Annotated in this window: 14 protein-coding genes and 1 pseudogene; 1 reads left to right on the forward strand and 14 read right to left on the reverse strand. The window is 71.8% G+C overall.

All coding sequences use genetic code 11. The features are described from left to right. Window positions 1–28: 28 nt before the first annotated feature. A complete protein-coding gene (katG, locus tag AB0959_RS31510) occupies window positions 29–2,242 on the forward strand; it encodes a catalase/peroxidase HPI (RefSeq protein WP_366830070.1) in 2,214 nt (737 codons plus the stop codon). 62 nt (window positions 2,243–2,304) lie between these two features. On the opposite strand, the gene AB0959_RS31515 is transcribed toward katG, so the two are convergent. From AB0959_RS31515 to AB0959_RS31580, 14 genes and pseudogenes are all read right to left on the reverse strand, one after another. Beyond that, window positions 2,305–5,724, reverse strand: coding sequence for an NACHT domain-containing protein (locus AB0959_RS31515; protein WP_366830071.1), 3,420 nt, complete (start codon window positions 5,722–5,724; stop codon window positions 2,305–2,307). A gap of 15 nt (window positions 5,725–5,739) precedes the next feature. After that, window positions 5,740–6,084 carry a trypco2 family protein gene (locus tag AB0959_RS31520; protein ID WP_366830072.1) on the reverse strand — a complete coding sequence of 115 codons (345 nt, stop codon included), beginning with the start codon at window positions 6,082–6,084 and terminating at the stop codon, window positions 5,740–5,742. A 58-nt stretch (window positions 6,085–6,142) separates the two neighbouring features. Beyond that, window positions 6,143–6,652, reverse strand: coding sequence for an O-acetyl-ADP-ribose deacetylase (locus tag AB0959_RS31525; RefSeq protein WP_366830073.1), 510 nt, complete (start codon window positions 6,650–6,652; stop codon window positions 6,143–6,145). Window positions 6,653–6,738: 86 nt separating this feature from the next. Next, window positions 6,739–7,212, reverse strand: a complete 474-nt coding sequence (locus AB0959_RS31530) for a GAF domain-containing protein (protein WP_366830074.1) — start codon at window positions 7,210–7,212, stop codon at window positions 6,739–6,741. 11 nt (window positions 7,213–7,223) lie between these two features. Continuing rightward, a complete protein-coding gene (locus tag AB0959_RS31535; RefSeq protein ID WP_366830075.1) occupies window positions 7,224–8,420 on the reverse strand; it encodes a cytochrome P450 in 1,197 nt (398 codons plus the stop codon). Continuing rightward, window positions 8,417–9,817 (reverse strand): nucleotide pyrophosphatase/phosphodiesterase family protein, encoded by a 1,401-nt coding sequence (locus AB0959_RS31540; RefSeq protein ID WP_366830076.1) that lies wholly within the window; start codon window positions 9,815–9,817, stop codon window positions 8,417–8,419. Before AB0959_RS31540 ends, AB0959_RS31535 begins: the two co-directional genes overlap by 4 nt. Next, window positions 9,814–10,605: pseudogene (locus AB0959_RS31545) on the reverse strand (hypothetical protein). Before AB0959_RS31545 ends, AB0959_RS31540 begins: the two are co-directional and overlap by 4 nt. Window positions 10,606–10,903: 298 nt before the next feature. Further along, complete coding sequence (locus tag AB0959_RS31550; protein ID WP_366830077.1) at window positions 10,904–11,770, reverse strand: TatD family hydrolase; 867 nt, start codon at window positions 11,768–11,770, stop codon at window positions 10,904–10,906. Between the two features lie 2 nt (window positions 11,771–11,772). Continuing rightward, on the reverse strand, window positions 11,773–12,456 hold the full coding sequence (locus AB0959_RS31555) for an EboA domain-containing protein (RefSeq protein ID WP_366830078.1): 684 nt from the start codon (window positions 12,454–12,456) through the stop codon (window positions 11,773–11,775). A 67-nt stretch (window positions 12,457–12,523) separates the two neighbouring features. Then, the gene (locus tag AB0959_RS31560; protein WP_366830079.1) at window positions 12,524–13,378 is read right to left on the reverse strand and encodes a sugar phosphate isomerase/epimerase family protein; all 855 of its coding nucleotides are present in this window, start codon (window positions 13,376–13,378) and stop codon (window positions 12,524–12,526) included. A gap of 105 nt (window positions 13,379–13,483) precedes the next feature. Then, entirely contained in the window at window positions 13,484–14,473 is a 990-nt protein-coding gene (locus AB0959_RS31565; protein WP_366830080.1) for an SCO3242 family prenyltransferase, read from the reverse strand. A gap of 117 nt (window positions 14,474–14,590) precedes the next feature. After that, window positions 14,591–16,006: an NAD(P)/FAD-dependent oxidoreductase gene (locus AB0959_RS31570; protein WP_366830081.1), complete on the reverse strand. Its 1,416-nt coding sequence runs from the start codon at window positions 16,004–16,006 to the stop codon at window positions 14,591–14,593. Window positions 16,007–16,126: 120 nt separating this feature from the next. Further along, window positions 16,127–16,972 carry an inositol monophosphatase family protein gene (locus AB0959_RS31575; protein ID WP_366830082.1) on the reverse strand — a complete coding sequence of 282 codons (846 nt, stop codon included), beginning with the start codon at window positions 16,970–16,972 and terminating at the stop codon, window positions 16,127–16,129. Window positions 16,973–17,115: 143 nt separating this feature from the next. Further along, entirely contained in the window at window positions 17,116–18,942 is a 1,827-nt protein-coding gene (locus AB0959_RS31580) for a gamma-glutamyltransferase (protein ID WP_366830083.1), read from the reverse strand. Window positions 18,943–19,020 lie beyond the last annotated feature (78 nt).

A 19,020-nucleotide genomic window follows, 5' to 3' on the forward strand; every position in this document is an offset into this window, starting at 1 on the left:
GTGATCCACCTAGCCCGGAAGGTTTTTCATGGCTGAGAACCCTGATGCAATCGTCACCGACCCCAAGGCCGAGGGCACGGGTGGCTGCCCGGTCGCGCACGGGCGCGCCCCGCACCCGACGCAGGGCGGCGGCAACCGCCAGTGGTGGCCGGAGCGACTGAACCTGAAGATCCTCGCCAAGGACCCGGTCGTCGCGAACCCTCTCGGTGAGGAGTTCGACTACGCCGAGGCCTTCCAGGCCCTCGACCTGGACGCCGTGAAACGGGACATCGCCGAGGTACTGACCACCTCGCAGGACTGGTGGCCCGCGGACTTCGGCAACTACGGCCCGCTGATGGTCCGTATGGCCTGGCACAGCGCCGGCACCTACCGCATCAGCGACGGCCGCGGCGGTGGCGGCCGCGGGCAGCAGCGCTTCGCGCCGCTGAACAGCTGGCCGGACAACGGCAACCTCGACAAGGCCCGCCGTCTGCTGTGGCCGGTGAAGAAGAAGTACGGCCAGTCCATCTCCTGGGCCGACCTCATGATCCTCACGGGCAACGTCGCTCTGGAGACGATGGGCTTCGAGACCTTCGGCTTCGGCGGCGGCCGCGCCGACGTCTGGGAGGCCGACGAGGACGTCTACTGGGGTCCCGAGACCACCTGGCTGGGCGACGAGCGCTACACCGGCGACCGCGAGCTGGAGAACCCGCTCGGCGCCGTCCAGATGGGCCTCATCTACGTCAACCCCGAGGGCCCGAACGGCAACCCGGACCCGATCGCCGCGGCCCGCGACATCCGCGAGACGTTCCGCCGCATGGCGATGAACGACGAGGAGACCGTCGCCCTGATCGCCGGTGGTCACACCTTCGGCAAGACCCACGGCGCCGGTCCGGCCGACGCGGTCGGCAACGACCCCGAGGCCGCCTCCATGGAGGAGCAGGGCCTGGGCTGGAGGTCCACCTACGGCTCCGGCAAGGCCGGTGACGCCATCACCAGTGGTCTGGAGGTCACCTGGACCACCAAGCCCACCCAGTGGAGCAACGACTTCTTCGACATCCTCTTCGGCTACGAGTGGGAGCTCACGCAGAGCCCCGCCGGCGCCAACCAGTGGGTGGCCAAGGACGCCCAGGCGATCATCCCCGACGCGCACGACGCGTCGAAGAAGCGTCTGCCCACGATGCTCACCACCGACCTCTCGCTGCGCTTCGACCCGATCTACGGCCCGATCTCGAAGCGCTTCCACGAGAACCCGGCCGAGTTCGCGGACGCCTTCGCCCGCGCCTGGTACAAGCTGACCCACCGTGACCTGGGCCCGAAGTCCCTGTACCTCGGCCCGGAGGTCCCGGCGGAGACGCTGCTGTGGCAGGACCCGCTGCCGCAGGCCGAGGGCGAGACCCTCGACGCCGCCGACGTCACGGCCCTGAAGGCCAAGCTCCTCGACTCGGGCCTGACGGTCTCTCAGCTCGTGTCCACCGCGTGGGCGTCGGCCTCGACGTTCCGCGGCAGCGACAAGCGCGGCGGTGCCAACGGCGCCCGCATCCGCCTGCAGCCGCAGCGCGACTGGGAGGTCAACAACCCTGACGAGCTCACCCACGTCCTGCGCGTCCTCGAGGGCGTCCAGGCCGAGTTCAACTCCGGCGCCAAGAAGGTCTCCCTGGCCGACCTCATCGTCCTCGGTGGTTCCGCCGCGGTCGAGAAGGCCGCCAAGGACGCGGGCGTCGCCGTGGAGGTCCCCTTCACCGCGGGCCGTGTGGACGCCACCGAGGAGCACACCGACGCGGAGTCCTTCGCCGCGCTGGAGCCGACCTCGGACGGCTTCCGCAACTACCTCGGCAAGGGCAACCGCCTGCCGGCCGAGTTCCTGCTGCTCGACCGCGCCAACCTGCTCACCCTGAGCGCCCCCGAGCTGACCGTCCTCGTCGGCGGCCTGCGCGTCCTCGGTGCCAACCAGGGCGGCTCGACGCACGGTGTCCTCACCGAGACCCCGGGCAAGCTGACCAACGACTTCTTCGTCAACCTGCTCGACCTGGGTACGACGTGGAAGTCGACGTCCGAGGACCAGACGACCTTCGAGGGTCGCGACGCCTCGGGCCAGGTCAAGTGGACCGGCACCCGTGCCGACCTCGTCTTCGGCTCGAACTCCGAGCTGCGCGCGGTCGCCGAGGTCTACGCGAGCGACGACGCCAAGGCGAAGTTCGTGAAGGACTTCGTCGTGGCGTGGGCCAAGGTCATGGACCTCGACCGGTTCGACCTCGTCTGAGCCGGCACCTCATCTGACACGACGCCTCGCCTGATGCGTTCCGGTGGTCGCCCGGGCGACCGCTAGGACGAGCGAGGCCACCGAAGGCCGAAACGGGCCTTCCCCGCGTACTTCTCGCGGGGAAGGCCCGTTTCGTCGTGGTCGTCGTGGTCGTCGTGGTCGCTGTGGATCCTCACGTGACTTCCGCTCGGCAGTCCCTTCTCTCCGGTCAGCCGGACCTTCCCGGACGCGTCGATCGTGACGGCGGAGGAGGGGACGGCCCGCAAGGCAGACACGTCCGCGTCCAGGGTGGCGAGAGAGCGGTGGTACACCTGGGCGGTCAGCGTCCGCAGACCGGGAAACACCTCCAACAGCTCGTCGAAATGCAGGCGGCCGTGGACTTCGGCCGTCAGACGCAGGGACTGGACGTGCGCAAGCGGCGGCAGACGGAGTTCCGCGAGGCGGGAGACATGGGCAAGAGCGATATCCAGCTCCGTGAGCTCGGGCAGCGCCACCAGTTTCCGCAACTCGTCCGGATCGAAGAGCGAGTCGGCGCCGGCGGCCAGCTGCAGCCTCGTCAGGCGCGGCCAGCGTTCGATGCCGTCGAGCGACGGTGCGCGCAGAGTCGACGGCCCCAGGGTGAGGGCCCGCAGCCCCGGAGGCAGCGGCATCGTCGTCAGTGTCCCCCAGGGCTGGCGGCTGTTGAGGGAGAGCGACGTCAGATCCCCGAGCTCGGCGAGAGGGCTCATGTCGGGCCCTATCGGCATCATCTCCAGCTGCAGCCGTTCCATGCTCACGTCGCGGATGCGCGAGTAGTCCTTGAGGCTGCCGCAGTCGACGAGGCCCAGTGACCGAAGGCGCGGCGCGCAGCCCTCCAGGAAGCCGAGGTCCCGGAAGGAGTCGTTGCTCACCAGTCGCAGCTCCGCGGGCTCCGTGGCGAGGAGCCCGGGCGCCATGCGTTCTCCCGGGAAGGAGCCGTTGATCTCCAGCGTCATCACGCGGCCGACCCGGTCGAGCGCGGACAGCTGGGAGTCGGTGCCCACGGTGACGCGGGCATCGGCCAGGTCCATCGCGGAAAGGATCTCGTCGGCGAACCGATGGTCGTCGAACGAACTCCAGGCATCAACCACCCTCTGCCGTACGAGGGCGTTCGGGTGGTCCCGGAACCGCCGCAGAATCTGGAAGGCGTGCTCGCCCCCGATCAGCCCGGCGGTCTCCGCGGAGGCCACAGCCTCCCTGTCGTCGAGCTGGTCCGGGTCCGGAAGGAGATCCAGCACGATGGGGCCCGCGCTCGCCAGCTTCTTCGCGGCTTCGGAGTCCCGGGGAGGGACCAGCGCGGCCGCCCGGGCCTCCGCCCGCGACCGCACCTGAGGCGCCAGCATCGTGGCGTGTTCCAGGCTGGCGGCGGCGAGAAGATGGAGCCGGGTACGGATCTCGTCGTCCGGTGCGGCGTCTCCCCGGTCGAGCAGTCCGCCGATCAGCATGGCCCGTTCGTCGGGGCGGCCGTGGCCCACGGCCATCCGGACCACGTCCTCCCACTGGGGGTCGGCGGCGTGCTCCGTGACCTGCGGGAGGTCCTGGGCCTCGACCGCCGCCTTCGCCCCGAGGTAGTCCTGGAAGGTGCGGTGGACGAAGTCGACGGTCTGCGGGGTGGGTTCACGCAGCAGCCCGCTCCGGCGCACGAGGTGCCGCAGGACGTGCGGTGCCCGTTCGGGCGGCGCCACGTTGGGCATCCCGGGCAGCAGCCGCTCGATCAGCCTGACCACCCTGTCCTGCTCCGCCTCGGTCTGGCCGTTGCGGATGAGCCACCAGGCGAACTCCTGCAGGAGCTGTCGCTGCGCGTCCTCCGGGATGTCGAAGCCCTCGGGGGCGCCCACGTCGCGTTCCTTGTCACGGCGGACCAGCAGCATGGTGAGCGCCGCGCCGTACAACTCCATCCGGCTCTCCGGCAGATAGGTACGGCGGTCGCGGTGCAGCGCGCAGATCATCGCGCACATCAGCGGGTTGGTGGCCAGCCGGGCCAGATCCCGCTTGCGGCGCAGGGTGTCCAGCAGCCGCTCGGCGTACCGGTCCCGCTCCGGGGCGGCCTCGTCGCTCTCCCCGAACGCGGCCAGATGCCAGCGCCCCACGAAGGCCTCGACGTCCTGCTGGTTCATCGGGAGCAGATTCAGTTCGGTGAAGTCCCGGCGTGCCAGCCAGCCCTCGCTCACCGCGGCGGGGCGGGTGGTGATGACGCAGTTGCAGTCCGGGTAGGCGGCGAGCAGTCCGGTGAGCCACTGCTGGGTTCGTTCGCGGTCGCGTTCCGGGATCTCGTCCACGCCGTCGATGAGGAGCAGGGCGCGGCCGGAGCGCATCACCTGCTCGACCCAGTCGGGCGGCGGGCTCAGCGGGGTCCCGGTGGCGGCCAGGAAGTCGGCGGGCCCGGGCAGTTCGCCCCGTCTGATCAGTGTCCGCAGCGGCAGCACGAAGGGCACGCAGTCGTCGAGGTGGCCGAGGCGGTAGCTGAACTCGTCCCGGGCCGCGGTGATCGCCAGCCACTGCACGAGGGTGCTCTTCCCGGATCCGGCCTGGCCGCGCAGCAGCACCCGGGTTCTTCCGGAGAGAGCCGCCTCGACGCGCTGACGGCCACTGGACACCTCGTGTCTGGGGGCCGTCTCCAGGAAGTCGGCGCGGTCCTGGCCGCTCTGGTGGGACAGTTCCAGGCTCAGATAGGCGGTGTCGAGGGGCCACTGCCCATGGTCGCCGCGGCTGAAGTCGAGCCCGAAGACACGGAGTTCGCCGTAGTTCTGCACGACGTACGAGCGGTAGTCGGACTCGAAGCCGGTGCGCGGTGCGCGTGTGCGTCCCGCGTCCACCATCGTGGGCAGTTTGCCGAGGTGTTCGAGGTAGGCGTCGTAGAACCCCGCGACGATGTGGATCGCGGTCGCGGGGACAGCCGTGAGACGACCGTGCTGCCAGCCGTCGGGATCGGTGGTCACGACGCCCACCAGCAGCTCTCCGTCGAAGAGGGCCGCTCCCGACATCCCCGCCCACGGTGAGCCGCCGTCGCCCTGCGGTGCCGGCGGCGTGTGGTCGAGGTCGACCACGTATCCGCCGCGCACCATGCTCGACCCCGGTTTGAGCGTCCCGACCAGCTGCTCGCTGTCCAGCTGACCCGCTCCCCCGCGCTGCACGGCGGGGTACCCGATGGCCTGGCAGTTGGGGCGCGGTCGCAGGTCGCTGGTCTGGCCCCAGCGCACCGGCTCCCAGTCGGCGGAGACGCCGGGCTCGACCAGGTCGTCGTCGGCGAGCAGCAGCGCCACGTCGCAGTCCTCGTGGGTTCCGTCCCAGACCAGGCGGCAGACGATCCGCCCCCGGCCCCCGGGGACGGTGACGTGCGTGCTGTCGCTGCCGACGACGACATGGGCGGCGGTCAGGACCACCCGGGGCGTGAGGAGGTATCCGCTGCCCTGGCGAGCGTCACCCAGGACGGCGGCGATGCGCTCCTTGCTGGGGGAGGACACCGCGCGTCACCCGCCCTACTCGGTCCGGCCGAAGGCCGAGGTGTCGGCGGGCGCGTCGTTGCCGACCTCCCAACCGCCGTTCGTCCGCGCGTCCTTGGGCCGGAGGGTGAAGCTGACCCGGTGGGTGCGCCCCGTGGACCGGCCGGCGTCGGCGTCGGCCGAGATCACCCAGGCACGCACACCGGACTTCACGCGTACGTCACGGCGCAGCTCGACCGTGAACTCCAGGTTGATGTCCCCCACCTCGAAGCGCAGGTCACGCCCCGTCCCGCGCGCCGCGGCGGCGAGCAGTTCGTCCCGTACGGCCTGGACTGCGTCCGCCAGCTCGATCCCGTCGAGCCCGGAGAAGTTGTCGCTCACCTGGTCAACGCTATGCCAACGCGCGTGCGCCGCGCCATGAGTTGGAGCGCGGGCACGGCTATCCGAGTTGCCGGGCGAACGCCGCGTACGCCTGCTCGTCGAAGAGGACGAACGTGACCTCCTCGACCGCGGTGCCGGTCGCCCGTACCGTCTCCACCGCGATGCGGGCGGCGTCCTCCATGGGCCACCCGTAGATTCCGGCGGAGACGGCCGGGAAGGCGACGGTACGGGCGCCCAGTTCGTCCGCGACCCGCAGCGACTCCCGATAGCAGGCAGCCAGCAGCTCCGAGCGGTCCTCTCCCGGGGCGAACCGCGGGCCCACGGTGTGGATCACCCAGCGCGCGTCCAGGTTGCCCGCCGTGGTGGCGACCGCCTGGCCGGTGGGCAGGCCCCTGCCGTACCGGGAGGCCCGAAGGTCACGGCACGCGTCGAGGATCGCGGGCCCGCCCTTGCGATGGATGGCGCCGTCGACGCCTCCGCCACCGAGGAGGGAGGAGTTCGCCGCGTTGACGACGGCGTCGACGGACTGCTGGGTGATGTCGCCCTGGATGAGTGAGATGGCGGTCATGGGTGCCTCTATACCAGTTCGGCACCGGGAGGGGGCGAACCCGGGGTCGGCCTCCCGGGTTCGCCCTCGTCGGACTGCACCGTCGGTTAGGCCTGTGCGGCGGTCAGGACCGTCGCCGCGTCCTCCTTGTACCGCGCGATCTCCTCCTCCGTGAACTCACGGGGCTCCGGGAAGCCCAGGCCGACCACGGCGACGATCCTGGTGGGATCGTCCGGCGCGAAGACGGGGAGGGTGACCGAGCCCTTCGAGCCGGAGACGCGGGCCGGCGGCCGTGCGACGCCCGAGTTGTCGGTCTGGAGGTCGGTAATGCCGATCGGGGCCTTGCGCTCGGCGGTGACCCCGGCCATGCCCTTGCCGATGACGACGACGGCGGCGCCGTTCACCACGGAAGGCGGCAGGTTGTGGGCGGCGACGAGCACGATCTCGCCCTCCTCGGCGGGCTCGGCCAGATGGACGGAGCCGACGAAGCCGCTGTGGCGTTCGACGAACTCGGAGAGCCACTGCTCCACTTCCGGACGGGTGTTCTTCAGGACGGTCTCGTTGAGTGCGACGGTGGACATGGAGTTCTCCTTCACCAGGTGACGGGGAGGGTGGGGACGCCGTGGACGGCGCTTGTCGAGACGGGCAGGTCATCGAGTGGGACGGTCAGGCGCAGGGTGGGCAGGCGGTGGACGAGGGTGGACAGGCCGAGGTGGAGTTCGGCACGGGCCAGGGACTGGCCGATGCACTGGTGGGGTCCGTGGCCGAAGGCGACGTGTCCGCTCGCGTCGCGGCGGATGTCGAGCGTGTCGGGGGCGGTGTAGACGTCGGGGTCGCGGTTGGCGGCCTGGAGGGCGACGACGACGCCCTCACCCGCCCGGATGCGGACCCCGCCCACCTCGACGTCTTCGGTCGCGATCCGCCGCATCCCCGAGTGGGCCACGCTCAGATACCGCAGCAGCTCCTCCACGACGCCGGGCCACAGGGACGCGTCGGTGCGAAGGGCGGCCAGTTGTTCGGGGTGGCGCAGCAGGGCGACCACGGCCAGCGGGAACATGTTCGCCGTCGTCTCGTGTCCCCCCACCAGCAGCAGCGACGCCATCCCGACCGCCTCCGCCGCCGTGGCCTCGCCGGTAGCGACCCGGTCTCTCGCCAACCGGGAGATCAGGTCGTCGGCGGGTTCCCGGATCCGGGCGGCCACGAGTTCCCCCAGGTAGCCGTGGAGGGCCTTTCGCGCCGCCATCGCCTCATCCGGGTCACCGACGAGGCTGGTCATGGTCCTCGACTGGCGCAGGAAGAAATCGTGGTCCTCGTACGGCACGCCGAGAAGTTCGCAGATGACGAGCGTGGGAAGCGGCAGCGCGTACGCCTCGACCAGGTCGGCCTCGGTGGCGCCGTCCGCGGTCATGGCATCGAGCAGGTTCTCGCAGATCCGCTGGATGGCGGGCCGCAGCCGCTCGATGCGGCGGAACGTGAAATCCGGGATCAGCATGCGGCGCACCCGCGTGTGGTCCGGCGGATCCATCATGGAGAACTTGCCGGGTGCGTGCGCCTGCGCCTGCGGCCGCAGCCCGGGGAAGCCGGGCAGGGTCGCGTCGGCGCTGAGGCGGGGGTCGGCGAGCACGGCGCGGGCGTCCTCGTGCCGAGTGATCAGCCAGGGGCTGTTCTCGCCCCAGACCGTCACCCGCCGTATCGGCTCTCCCTCACGCCACTCGGCGTACTCGGGAGCCGGGTCGAGAAGCGGACGGACGGTGGGCAGGGCCGGGTACCTGGGGGTGGGGGTGGTCATTGCGCGTCTCCTTCCACCGCCAGTCCCGCGAGCCGCAGCAGCAGCGATTTGACTTCTGTCGCCGCGAACTCCGCATGTGCCGGGCCCGGTTCCGAACAGAGGAGTACGGGCCCGTGGTCCGGGTCCTCCGGCAGGCGCCCGTGGCTGCCGCGGACACCGGACGGGTCCAGGGGGACCGTACGGATGCGGTACCGCATGCCGAGCTTCTTGCGGGCCACCTGGCCGACGGCGCGCAGCTTCACGGCGGGGACGGTCTCGTCGTAGAGGAGTTCGGCGGGGTCGTAGCCGGGCTTGCGGTGGATCTCGACCTGGCGGGCGAAGTCCGGGGCGCGGTCGTCGTCCAGCCAGTAGTAGTAGGTGAACCAGGCGTCGTGGTCGGCGACGGCGACGAGTTCGCCGGAGCGCTCGTGGTCGAGTCCGTGTGCGGCCTTGCCCTTGGCGTCCAGCACCCGCTCCACGCCGTCGAGTTCGCCGACGATCTTCCGGGCCGTCTCCTCGTCGGCCGGGTCGCGTACGTAGACGTGGGCGATCTGGTGGTCGGCGACCGCGAAGGCGCGGGACGTCCAGGGGTCGAGGTACTCCATGCCGTCCTGGGTGTGCACCTGGAGCAGTCCGGCCCGCCTCAGGGCGCGGTTGATGTCGACGGGGCGGGAGACGGGGGTGATGCCGTACTCGCTGAGCGCCACGACGGTCGCGCCCTCGCGCAGGAAGTGGTCGATCAACGGGCGCAGCGCGTCGTCGAGTTGGCGGGCGGCCCGGGCGGTGGCGGGCGAGTCGGGGCCGGAGCGCTGGGGTTCGTCGTCCAGCTGGGGGATGTAGACGAGGGTGAGGTCGGGTTGGTGTTCGTCGAAGACCTGGCGGGCGGCGCCCAGGATCCACTGGGTGGAGGGCATCCCGGCGTTCGGGCCCCAGTAGGTGAAGAGGGGGAACGGGCCGAGTCGGTCGGTGAGTTCGTCGTGCAGGGACGGCGGCCAGGTGTAGCAGTCGGGTTCCTTGCGGCCGTCGGAGTAGTAGACGGGCCGTGGGGTGACGGTCCAGTCGACGTCGGCGCCCATGGCGTACCACCAGCAGACGTTGGCGACCGTGTAGCCGGGGGCGGACCTGCGGGCGGTCTCCCAGATCTTCTCGCCGCCGACGAGCGCGTTGTGCTGGCGCCACAGGAGGACTTCGCCGAGGTCGCGGAAGTACCAGCCGTTGGCGACGGCGCCGTGCCCGGACGGGGGTTCGCCGGTGAGGAGCGTGGACTGGACGGTGCAGGTGACGGCGGGGAGCACGGTGTCGAGGCGGGCCCGGAAGCCGCGTTCGCCGAGGGCGGCGACGGCGGGCATGTGCTTCAGCAGCTTCGGGGTGAGGCCGACGATGTCGAGGACGACCACACGGGTGGCGGAATCGGTCATGAGGGGTTCTCCTTCAGCCCGAGCTCCGTCAACCGGTCGCGGGCCCAGTCGAGTTCGGCGGCGATGCCTCCGGCCAGGTCGGCGGGCGGCTCGGGGAGGACGGACCAGGTGTAGGTCTCGACCTCGATGTGGTCGCAGTCGGCGGAGGACCCGCCGAGCAGTCCGGCGAGGACGTGTCCGAGCTGGTCGGCCGTTGTGCGCAGCGGGGGTTCGGGCAGGGTGTGCAGCGGGGCGTGGAAGTGGACGCGCCACGGGCCGGTGTCGTCGGGCAGCCCGCCGTCCAGGGCGTCGGGCAGATCGTCGACTCCGAGGACCCTGTCGGCGGTCGTCGTACGGGTCTGGTGCAGGAACCGGGGCTCGGCGAGCCGTCCCAGCGCCGACCGGGCGGCCGGGTCCGCGGGGTCGTGGGCCTCGACGGCGCAGGACGCCTGGAGTTTGACCACGGGCAGCCCGGCATCGGAGAGCCGGCGCAGGGCCGCGGCGGGCTGCTCGAACTGGACGGCGAGGTGGCAGGCGTCGAGACAGACGCCGAGCCGGTCGGGGTCGAGGCCGCCCAGCTCACGGCGTTGAGGGTGAGGGTCTCCAGGCCGCATGACCGCAGTTCGGCCCTCAGCCGCTTCAACGCACCTGGGTTCGCAACGAGTTCGGTGACGACGGAACGGTCCAGCCACAGCCCTATGCCGAGCCGCTCGCGGCTCGGCATAGTCGGCGAGCTGGGAGATGACGCCGTTAAGGTCCTCCGCCTGGTGCACATTGCTGCATTGACGCCCTCTCCTGCCCGAGGGCAGGAGATTCCGGTCCGTACCGCTACGCGGTACCACCACGGGTTCCTGTTTCACAGGCCACTGCCAACCGGTGAGGGTCGGTCTTACACGGCCTCCGCAGGCCTGACTTCCCGCCCGTCCGGCGGTAGGCCCCACAACTCCGTTGTCGGACAAGGCGATCTTAGCCATGCCACTGCGCCCCTCCGGGCAGCTACGGACAGGATGCCCCACACCTCCACCCTGAAGGGTGGTGCACTGGGCAAGTGTTCGATAGCCGAGGTGGACGGTGGTTCCGTCCGGGTGCAGGAAGCGCATGGGCCGCTCACGCTCCCCCGCGCCGGATCGAGTTGCCCTCGAAGGACGACGGCTCGTCCGGCTTGGGCTCGTCGAGCGTCCCGTCCAGGTCCAGGCGTCCGCTCTGCCCGTAGAAGGCGACGGGGTTGTCCCACAGCACCTGGTCGACCGTGTCCTGGCCGAACCCGGCGGCGAGCATCGCGTCGGCCGTCCTGCGTGTCTTGAGCGGGTCCGAACGGCCCCAGTCGGCCGCCGAGTTGACAAGTACGCGCTCTGTCCCGTGCTCCTTGAGGATCTCGACCATGCGGTCCTCGCTCATCTTGGTCTTCGGGTAGATCGAGAAACCGGCCCAGCAGCCGCTGTCGAGGACCATGCCGACGGTGAGTTCGTTGAGGTGGTCGAGGACGACGAGTTCGGGGGCGATGCCCGACTCGCGGACGACGTCCAGGGTGCGCCGGGTGCCGGCGGCCTTGTCGCGGTGCGGGGTGTGCACGAGGGCGGGCAGGTCGTGCGCGATGGCGAGCTGGAGCTGGCGGGCCAGCGCCTCGTCCTCCTCGGGTGTCATCGAGTCGTAGCCGATCTCCCCGACGGCGACCACTCCGTCCTTGGCGAGGTAACGGTCGAGTTCGTCGAGGACCGGCGTGCAGCGGGGGTCGTTGGCCTCCTTGGGGTTGAGCGCGATCGTGCAGAAGTGCTGGATGCCGAACTGGGCGGCACGGTACGGCTCCCAGCCCAGCAGCGAGTCGAAGTAGTCGTAGAAGCTCTCGGGCGAGGTTCGGGGCTGGCCCAGCCAGAAGGCGGGCTCGACGACGGCACGGACCCCGGCCGCGTACATCGCCTCGTAGTCGTCGGTGGTCCGGGAGGTCATGTGGATGTGCGGGTCGAAGATGCGCACGGTCAGGCTTCTTCCTCGAGTTGCTGCTGTGCGGAGGCGAGTTCGTCCCCGATGACGGCCGGGAAGGAACGCACCAGGGGCCACAGATCCGGGGGGACGTCCCGTCCGGCGACGATCCGTTCGTGCATGAAGTCGGCGAGCATCCGGGCCAGTTCGCGGTCCGCACGGGTGTCGAGCCCGGCGACGCGGTTCAGCGGGATCTCGCAGAACACGCATTTCAGGACGGCCTGGCGGTACTCGGCGTCCGGGAGGCGATCGGCGGCGTACGGCCCGAGGGCGGCCTCGATCAGCGTGGTGTCGTTGCCGCGCAGGGTCTCGCGGACGATCGGGAGGGCGAGGTCGCCCACGTCGAGGAGCGGCAGCGAGCGCAGGACGGCCCGTTGTTCCGCCGGGTCGCCGTGCCGGTGCAGGCGGGTCACCTCGTCGGCGAGTGCCGGGCCCCGCAGGGGCAGTGCGGTGAGCAGGACCGCGCGAGCCGCTTCGTCGACGGTCCAGTGGCCATCGAGGCGGGTGTGCCCGCAGCGTCTTCGTACGGCGGGGAAGAGCCTTCGGATCGCGGCGGGTTCCGCGGCTGTTTCGGCGGCGGCTCGGTCGAGCCGGGTACGGGCCGTGTCGTCCAGCACGGAGTGCAGGGCGGAACGGGGGTCGGCCGGGGGCACGGCGAGGGCCGAGGGTGTGACAGCCATGGGGAGGAACCTCCCGTGGAGAGGCGTGGGCCGGGGATCGTGGGACGAACTTCGGGGGACTCGGTGCCTACGCCGTCGCCGCGCGCAGGAACTCGATCGAACGGCGGGCGACGTCGGGGGCGTCGAGCGAGCCGCCCTGGATCTCGACGGAGACCAGACCGCGGTGCCCGAGGTCGCGCAGGGCGGCCAGCACGGGAGGGAAGTCGATCTCGCCGGCGCCGAACTCCAGGTGCTGGTGGACGCCGCGGCGCATGTCCTCGATCTGCACGTTCCGCAGCCGTGGGGCGGCCAGCCGCACGCAGTCGAGCAGGGACCGCTCCTCCACGCAGTACGCGTGGCCCACGTCCAGGGTGATCCCGAACAGCTCGTGCCCGCCGACGCGTTCGGAGAGTTCCAGGCAGCGCTCCACGGTGTCGACGAACATGTACGGCTCCGGCTCGAAGGCCAGCGCCACGCCGTACCGCTGCGCGGTGTCGAGGACCGTCTCGACGCCCGCCGCGAGGCGCTTGAACGCGTCCTCCTCCGGCAGCCGGTCCGGCGCGGGGCCGCTGCACAGGTGGACGGTCGGCGAGCCGAGGTCGGCGGCGATGCGCACGGCGCGCCGCAGCAGGTCGATCCTGAGCTCGGACCCGTCCGACATCAGTGTGGGCAGGTGCTTGCCCCAGGGGTCCAGGAAGTAGGGGGCACCGGTCTCGACGGTGACGTCGAGCCCGTGCCGCGACAGGTGCCGGGCGACCACGGCCACGCGTCGGCGCAGGTCGTCGGCGTACGGGTCGAGGTGCCCGTGGTCGAGGGTGAGGGCCACTCCGTCGTAGCCGAGGTCGGCGAGGACGGCGAGGACGTCGGTCAGGCGGTGGTTGGTGAAGCCGTTGGTGCCGTAGCCGAACCTGAGAGGAGTGAGAGGGGTGGGGGGAGGTGTCATACGGACGGTTCCTCACACGGAGGTGTCGGTGGGGGGAGGAGTGGAGTGGAGTGGGGTGGCGTGGGAGGGGGATCGGGCGCGGTCAGGTGGGGAGATCGCGCGGGGTCAGGTGGGGGAGATACGCCGGGCCAGCCGGCGGGCGAGAGGGTGGACGGCACCGAGCGCGGCGGCGACCACCGGTGCGCCGCCGCGTGCGGTGAGGGCCGCCTGCAGGGGCATGAGCCCGAGGATTCCGGCGCCCACGGCCCGCCGTACGTTCTCGCCGGAGGGCTCGCGCGCGGCGCGTGCCTGGGCCGTTCCGTACGTGCCCAGGTAGGCGAGGGCGCCCGCGGCGACGAGGCCGGTGCGGAAGGCGGTGCGGCGGTGCGTGGCCGCGCCGCGCCCGGCGGAGACGCCCGCCCTGATGGCGGGGAGCGCGGTGGCCAGTGCCGTCGCCGTGGAGACGGCGAGGGTCGTGGCCGGGAGGCGCGCGGGGGCGCCGGAGATCTCGTGCCTGCTCAGGGCGGTCAGCGTGTAGGTGTGGGCGCCGACGAGGGCTGCGGGGACGGCGCCCCTGCGCAGCGCGACAGCCGCCGAAACGTTACTGCTCGATCCGTGGGCGGTACCGGCGGCGAGCGCCCCGGCCAGGACGTCCAGGGTGCGGGCCCCGGCCATGGCCGCCGCGCCGGCCGGAGTGGACTTGAGCTTCAGGTCGTACGCCCAGACCAGCCCCGTCAGCGGGAGCGCCGCCGCCAGGCTCCGTCGGCCCCCGGCGGCGGCCGCGAGACCGAGGCCCGCGGCGGTCAGCCCGCCGGCCACGGCGAGCGCGGTACGCCGGGGCACACGACCCGAGGGGACCGGGCGGTCCGGGCGTTCGACGGCGTCCACGGTGGCGTCGGCGTAGTCGTTGAGGGCCATGCCCGCCCAGTAGAGGCAGACGGACGAACCGATGATTCCGAACGTGCGGGCACCCAGCGGGCGTCCGGCGGCGGCCGCTCCCGCGATCACGTCGCCAGGGACGCTCAGCGCGGCCGGCGCCCTGACGAGGAGCGCGAGGTCGGCGAGGCGCACGGCAGACCGGGATCCGAAGCGGGAAACCGCTTTCCGATCTTTCATAACCGCACCTTACTCGCGGCCCCTTGAACTCTCAGTTAACTACCAGTGTGTAAACGAAGTGACATAGGCGACAGGGATTACCCTTTTCGGGTACCGCCAACTCCGTGTAAAAGTGGCTCATTTGGGCTGCGTCCGCAGCCGCCGCCACACCGCCTTGGCCGCGTTGTGCCCCGACATGCCGTGCACACCGGGTCCCGGCGGGGTCGCCGAGGAGCAGATGAAGACCGAGGGATGCGGGGTGCCGTACGGGAACAGGGAGAGTTTGGGCCGGAGCAGGAGCTGCAGACCGGAGGCGGCGCCGCACGCGATGTCCCCACCGACGTAGTTGGCGTTGCGCGCGGCCAGTTCGGGCGGACCGGCGGTCGCGCGGGCCAGGACGCGGTCGCGGAACCCCGGTGCGAAACGCTCCAGTTGACGCTCTATCGCGTCCGTGAGGTCCCCGGTCCAGCCGTTCGGCACATGGCCGTACGCCCAGAAGACGTGCTTGCCCTCGGGGGCGCGGGTGGGGTCGGCGACGCTGGGCTGCACGGTGATCAGGAAGGGCGGGTCCGGTGCGCGGTCCGTGCGGGATGCCGCGTACAGGGCGGCGCCGATCTCGGACTCCCCGGCCGCGACCTGGACGGTGCCGGCGCCGCGCGCCTCCGGGGCGGTCCACGGCACGGGGCCGTCGAGCGCGTAGTCGACCTTGAAGACGCTCGCCCCGTACCGGTACGACTCGTAGTAGCGGCCGAAGCCCGCGATCCGGGCCAGGGCGGCGGGTGAGGTGTCGAAGACGTACGCGCGCGCGGGCGGCAGGTCGTCGAGGCGCTTGACCTCGTAGTCGGTGTGGACGGTGCCGCCGAGGTCCTTCAGGTACGCGGTCAGCGCGTCCGAGATGGACTGCGAGCCGCCGCGGGCCACGGGCCAGCCGCGGGCGTGGGCGGCCAGCGCGAAGACCAGGCCGACGGCGCCGGTGGCGAGGCCGTCGAGTGGCGCCATGACATGGGCGACGAGGCCGGCGAACAGGGTCTTGGCACGCTCGTCGCGGAAGCGGCGCGTCAGCCAGGTGGAGGGCGGCAGCCCGACCAGGCCGAAGCGGGCCAGGGTGACCGGGTCGCGTGGCAGGGAGGTCAGCGGCAGCGACATGAAGTCGCGGACCAGGGTGTCCCACCTGGGTAGGAACGGCTCGACCAGCCTGCGGTACGACCCGGCGTCACGCGGTCCGAACGAGGCCGCCGTCTCGGCCACCGACCGGGCCAGCACCGCCGCCGTGCCGTCGGGGAACGGGTGGGCCATGGGCCGCTCGGCGTGCAGCCACTCCAGGCCGTACCGCCCTAGGGGCATCGCGTCGAACGCGGGCGAACTGATACCCAGAGGGTGCGCGGCCGAGCACGGGTCGTGCCGGAAGCCGGGCAGGGTGAGCTCCTCGGTACGGGCTCCCCCGCCCACGGTGCCGCGCGCCTCGAACACGGCCACGGAGAAGCCCCGGCGGGCCAGCTCCACGGCAGCCGTCAGTCCGTTCGGCCCCGCACCCACCACGACCGCATCGAGCATCGACGGCACCTTCGGACTCCTTCGTCAGCCGATGGCCACTCGGGATCAGGATATGCCGGGGGACCGACAGGGCCGGGCCACGGGTGGGCGCGCGGCGGGCGACAGGCCCTGCCCCGCTGCTCAGGCTCCGTCCGACAGCAGGTCCAGCACCCGGCGCGCCGTGTCCTCGTCCCGGGCGGCGGTGAACGGCAGGGCGTTGTCCCCGGTGACACGGAACGGTTCGCCCGTGCGGGTCAGGTGCGTACCGCCCGCCTCCTCTACCAGGAGGATGCCCGCGGCGTGATCCCACGCCGCTTCCCAGGAGAAGGCCGTGGCCTCCAACTCACCGCGTGCGATGGCGAGATACTCCAGGCCGGCCGAGCCGCACGGGCGCGCGGCGACTCCGTCGGTGCGCAGGCCGAGGAGGGCCCGCTTCTGCTCGTCGGTCGTGTAGTCCGGGTGGGAGTGGGCCACCCGCAGGTCCTCCCCCGGCACGGGTGAGCCGGCCCGCAGGGGCTCGCCGTCGAGGGTGGCGCCCCCGCCCCGTACCGCGACGGCGACGAGGTCGAGGGCCGGAGCGTAGATCCAGGAGGCCAGGAGGACGCCGTGCCGGGCGAGCGCGACCATGGTGCAGAAGCCGGGCTCGCCGCGGACGAACTGGCGGGTGCCGTCCACGGGGTCGACGATCCACACCGGGGCCTCGCCCTGAATCGCCTCGTACGACGCCGGGTTGGCGTGCACCGCCTCCTCGCCGACCACGACGGAACCGGGCAGCAGCTCGGTGAGCGCCTCCGTCAGATACAGCTCGGCCTTGCGGTCGGCGTCCGTCACCAGGTCGTGCGGGCCGCTCTTCTGGTCCACCTCGTGCGCCGCGAGCTGACGGAATCGCGGCATGATCTCGGCGGCGGCCGCCTTGCGGACGGCCTCCTCGACATCGGTGACGTGCCGGGCGAGAAACTCGTCGATGGTTTCACTGTCTTCGATCATGCCTCCATGAGAGCACGTGTCACTGACAATCCCTGCCCGTACGGTGCACTCCGGGTGGAATCACCGTGAATACCGGGAGCCCGGGGGCGTGGGGGCACGAGGGCGTAGGGGCGCGAGGGCGACGGAGACGTACGGACTGGCGCTCAGCGGCCGACCGCGTACCCCTGCATCCCCCGTGGGTTCGCCGCCGCGGACAGCACGCCGGTCTCCGGGTCGCGGGCGACCGCGCACAGGCGGCCCTCGGACCAGGGGTCACCGACCAGTACGTCGTGTCCGCGCCGCCGTAGTTCCTCGACGATCCCGGACGGCATGCGGGACTCGACCGTGACGCTGCCGGGGCGCATGCCGCGGGGGTAGAAGGAGCCGGGGAAGGAGTCGTTGTGCCAGTTCGGCGCGTCGATCGCGCCCTGGAGGTCGAGGCCGCCGCGGACGTGGGGGCGCAGGGCGACCGCGAGGAAGAAGTGCAGCTGCCACTGGTCCTGCTGGTCGCCGCCGGGCGTGCCGAACGCCATGACCGGCACCCCGTCGCGCAGCGCGAGCGACGGCGTGAGCGTGGTGCGCGGCCGGCGGCCGGGGGTGAGGGAGTTCGGCAGGCCCTCGTCCAGCCACGTCATCTGCAGCCGGGTGCCGAGCGGGAAGCCGAGCTCGGGCACCACCGGGTTCGACTGGAGCCAGCCTCCGCTGGGCGTGGCCGCGACCATGTTGCCCCAGCGGTCGACGACGTCCAGGTGGCAGGTGTCGCCGCGGGTGCCACCGTCCTCAGCGACGTCCGGCTCACCCGGGACCGGCGACAGCGGGCTCTTCGCGACCGTCGGCTCGCCGACGCCCAGCACACCAGGGCCGGGTTCGTCCCTCGCCACCACGCGCGCGTGGGCGCTCAGCCGCGGCGCGCGCCCTCCGGGGCTGCCGGGTCGCAGCTCGTACGACGCCGACTCGCCGACGAGCGCACGCCGCCCGGCGTTGTACTCCTCCGACAGAAGGTCGGCGACGGGCGCCTCGGCCGCGTCCCCGTACCAGGCCTCCCGGTCGGCCATCGCGAGCTTGCATCCCTCGACGAGCAGGTGCACGTACTCGGCCGACCCGTAGCGCGGCAGCTCGGCCGGCAGGAGCGCGAGTTGCTGCAGCAGTACCGGGCCCTGGCTCCAGGGGCCCGCCTTGCACAGGGTCCAGCCGTTCCAGTCGTAGGTCACCGGCGGCTCGTAGGACGCGGACCAGGACGCCAGGTCGGCGGCCGTGAGCGTGCCGGCGTGGCGCTCGCCGCTGGTGTCCGTCGTGGGCCGCGCGGCCTGCCGCACCAGCGCCTCGGCGATGAAGCCTGACCGCCACACCTGCCGTGCCGCCTCGATCTCGGCCACCCTGTCCCCCGCGCCCGACACCTCGGCGAGCAGCCGCTTCCAGGTGGCGGCCAGCGCCGGGTTGCGCAGCAGCTCACCCGCGCGCGGGGCCTTCCCGCCGGGCAGGTAGACCTCGGCCGACGAGTGCCACTCCTCCTCGAAGAGGACACGGACCGTCTCGACGGTCTCACCGACACGTTCCACGGGCGCGTGCCCGTCCTCCGCGTACCCGATGGCGTACTTCAGGACGTCGGCCAGGGACTTCGTCCCGTGGTCGCGCAGCAACAGCATCCAGGCGTCGAAGGCGCCCGGCACGGCCGCCGCGAGCGGTCCGGTGCCGGGTACGAGGTCCAGACCGAGTCCCCTGTAGTGCTCGATCGTGGCCCCGGCGGGCGCGACGCCCTGCCCGCACAGCACCCTGACCTCGCCGCCTGCCGGGGCGAGGATGATCGGGACCTCGCCCGCCGGGCCGTTGAGGTGGGGTTCGACGACGTGCAGCACGAAACCAGCGGCCACGGCCGCGTCGTACGCGTTGCCGCCGTCCTCCAGGACTGCCATCGCCGACTGCGAGGCGAGCCAGTGTGTGGAGGACACCATGCCGAAGGTGCCCGAGAGGGTGGGCCGGGTGGTGAACATACAGCTCTCACCTCGCTGTTCGCGCGCGTCGGTCGGTCCGACCAGCGCTCAGGACCTGCCCAGCCGGGCTGTCGGCAT

The organism is Streptomyces sp. NPDC046862 (assembly GCF_040704615.1).
In the GTDB taxonomy this organism is placed as follows: Bacteria; Actinomycetota; Actinomycetes; order Streptomycetales; family Streptomycetaceae; genus Streptomyces.

Excerpts from the sequence above, each read along its gene's own strand:
- katG (WP_366830070.1), top strand. The coding sequence starts at position 29 with ATGGCTGAGAACCCTGATGCAATCGTCACCGACCCCAAGGCCGAGGGC.
- AB0959_RS31525 (WP_366830073.1), bottom strand. The coding sequence starts at position 6,652 with ATGACCGCCATCTCACTCATCCAGGGCGACATCACCCAGCAGTCCGTC.
- AB0959_RS31530 (WP_366830074.1), bottom strand. The coding sequence starts at position 7,212 with ATGTCCACCGTCGCACTCAACGAGACCGTCCTGAAGAACACCCGTCCG.
- AB0959_RS31535 (WP_366830075.1), bottom strand. The coding sequence starts at position 8,420 with ATGACCACCCCCACCCCCAGGTACCCGGCCCTGCCCACCGTCCGTCCG.
- AB0959_RS31540 (WP_366830076.1), bottom strand. The coding sequence starts at position 9,817 with ATGACCGATTCCGCCACCCGTGTGGTCGTCCTCGACATCGTCGGCCTC.
- AB0959_RS31555 (WP_366830078.1), bottom strand. The coding sequence starts at position 12,456 with ATGGCTGTCACACCCTCGGCCCTCGCCGTGCCCCCGGCCGACCCCCGT.
- AB0959_RS31560 (WP_366830079.1), bottom strand. The coding sequence starts at position 13,378 with ATGACACCTCCCCCCACCCCTCTCACTCCTCTCAGGTTCGGCTACGGC.
- AB0959_RS31565 (WP_366830080.1), bottom strand. The coding sequence starts at position 14,473 with ATGAAAGATCGGAAAGCGGTTTCCCGCTTCGGATCCCGGTCTGCCGTG.
- AB0959_RS31570 (WP_366830081.1), bottom strand. The coding sequence starts at position 16,006 with ATGCTCGATGCGGTCGTGGTGGGTGCGGGGCCGAACGGACTGACGGCT.
- AB0959_RS31575 (WP_366830082.1), bottom strand. The coding sequence starts at position 16,972 with ATGATCGAAGACAGTGAAACCATCGACGAGTTTCTCGCCCGGCACGTC.
- AB0959_RS31580 (WP_366830083.1), bottom strand. The coding sequence starts at position 18,942 with ATGTTCACCACCCGGCCCACCCTCTCGGGCACCTTCGGCATGGTGTCC.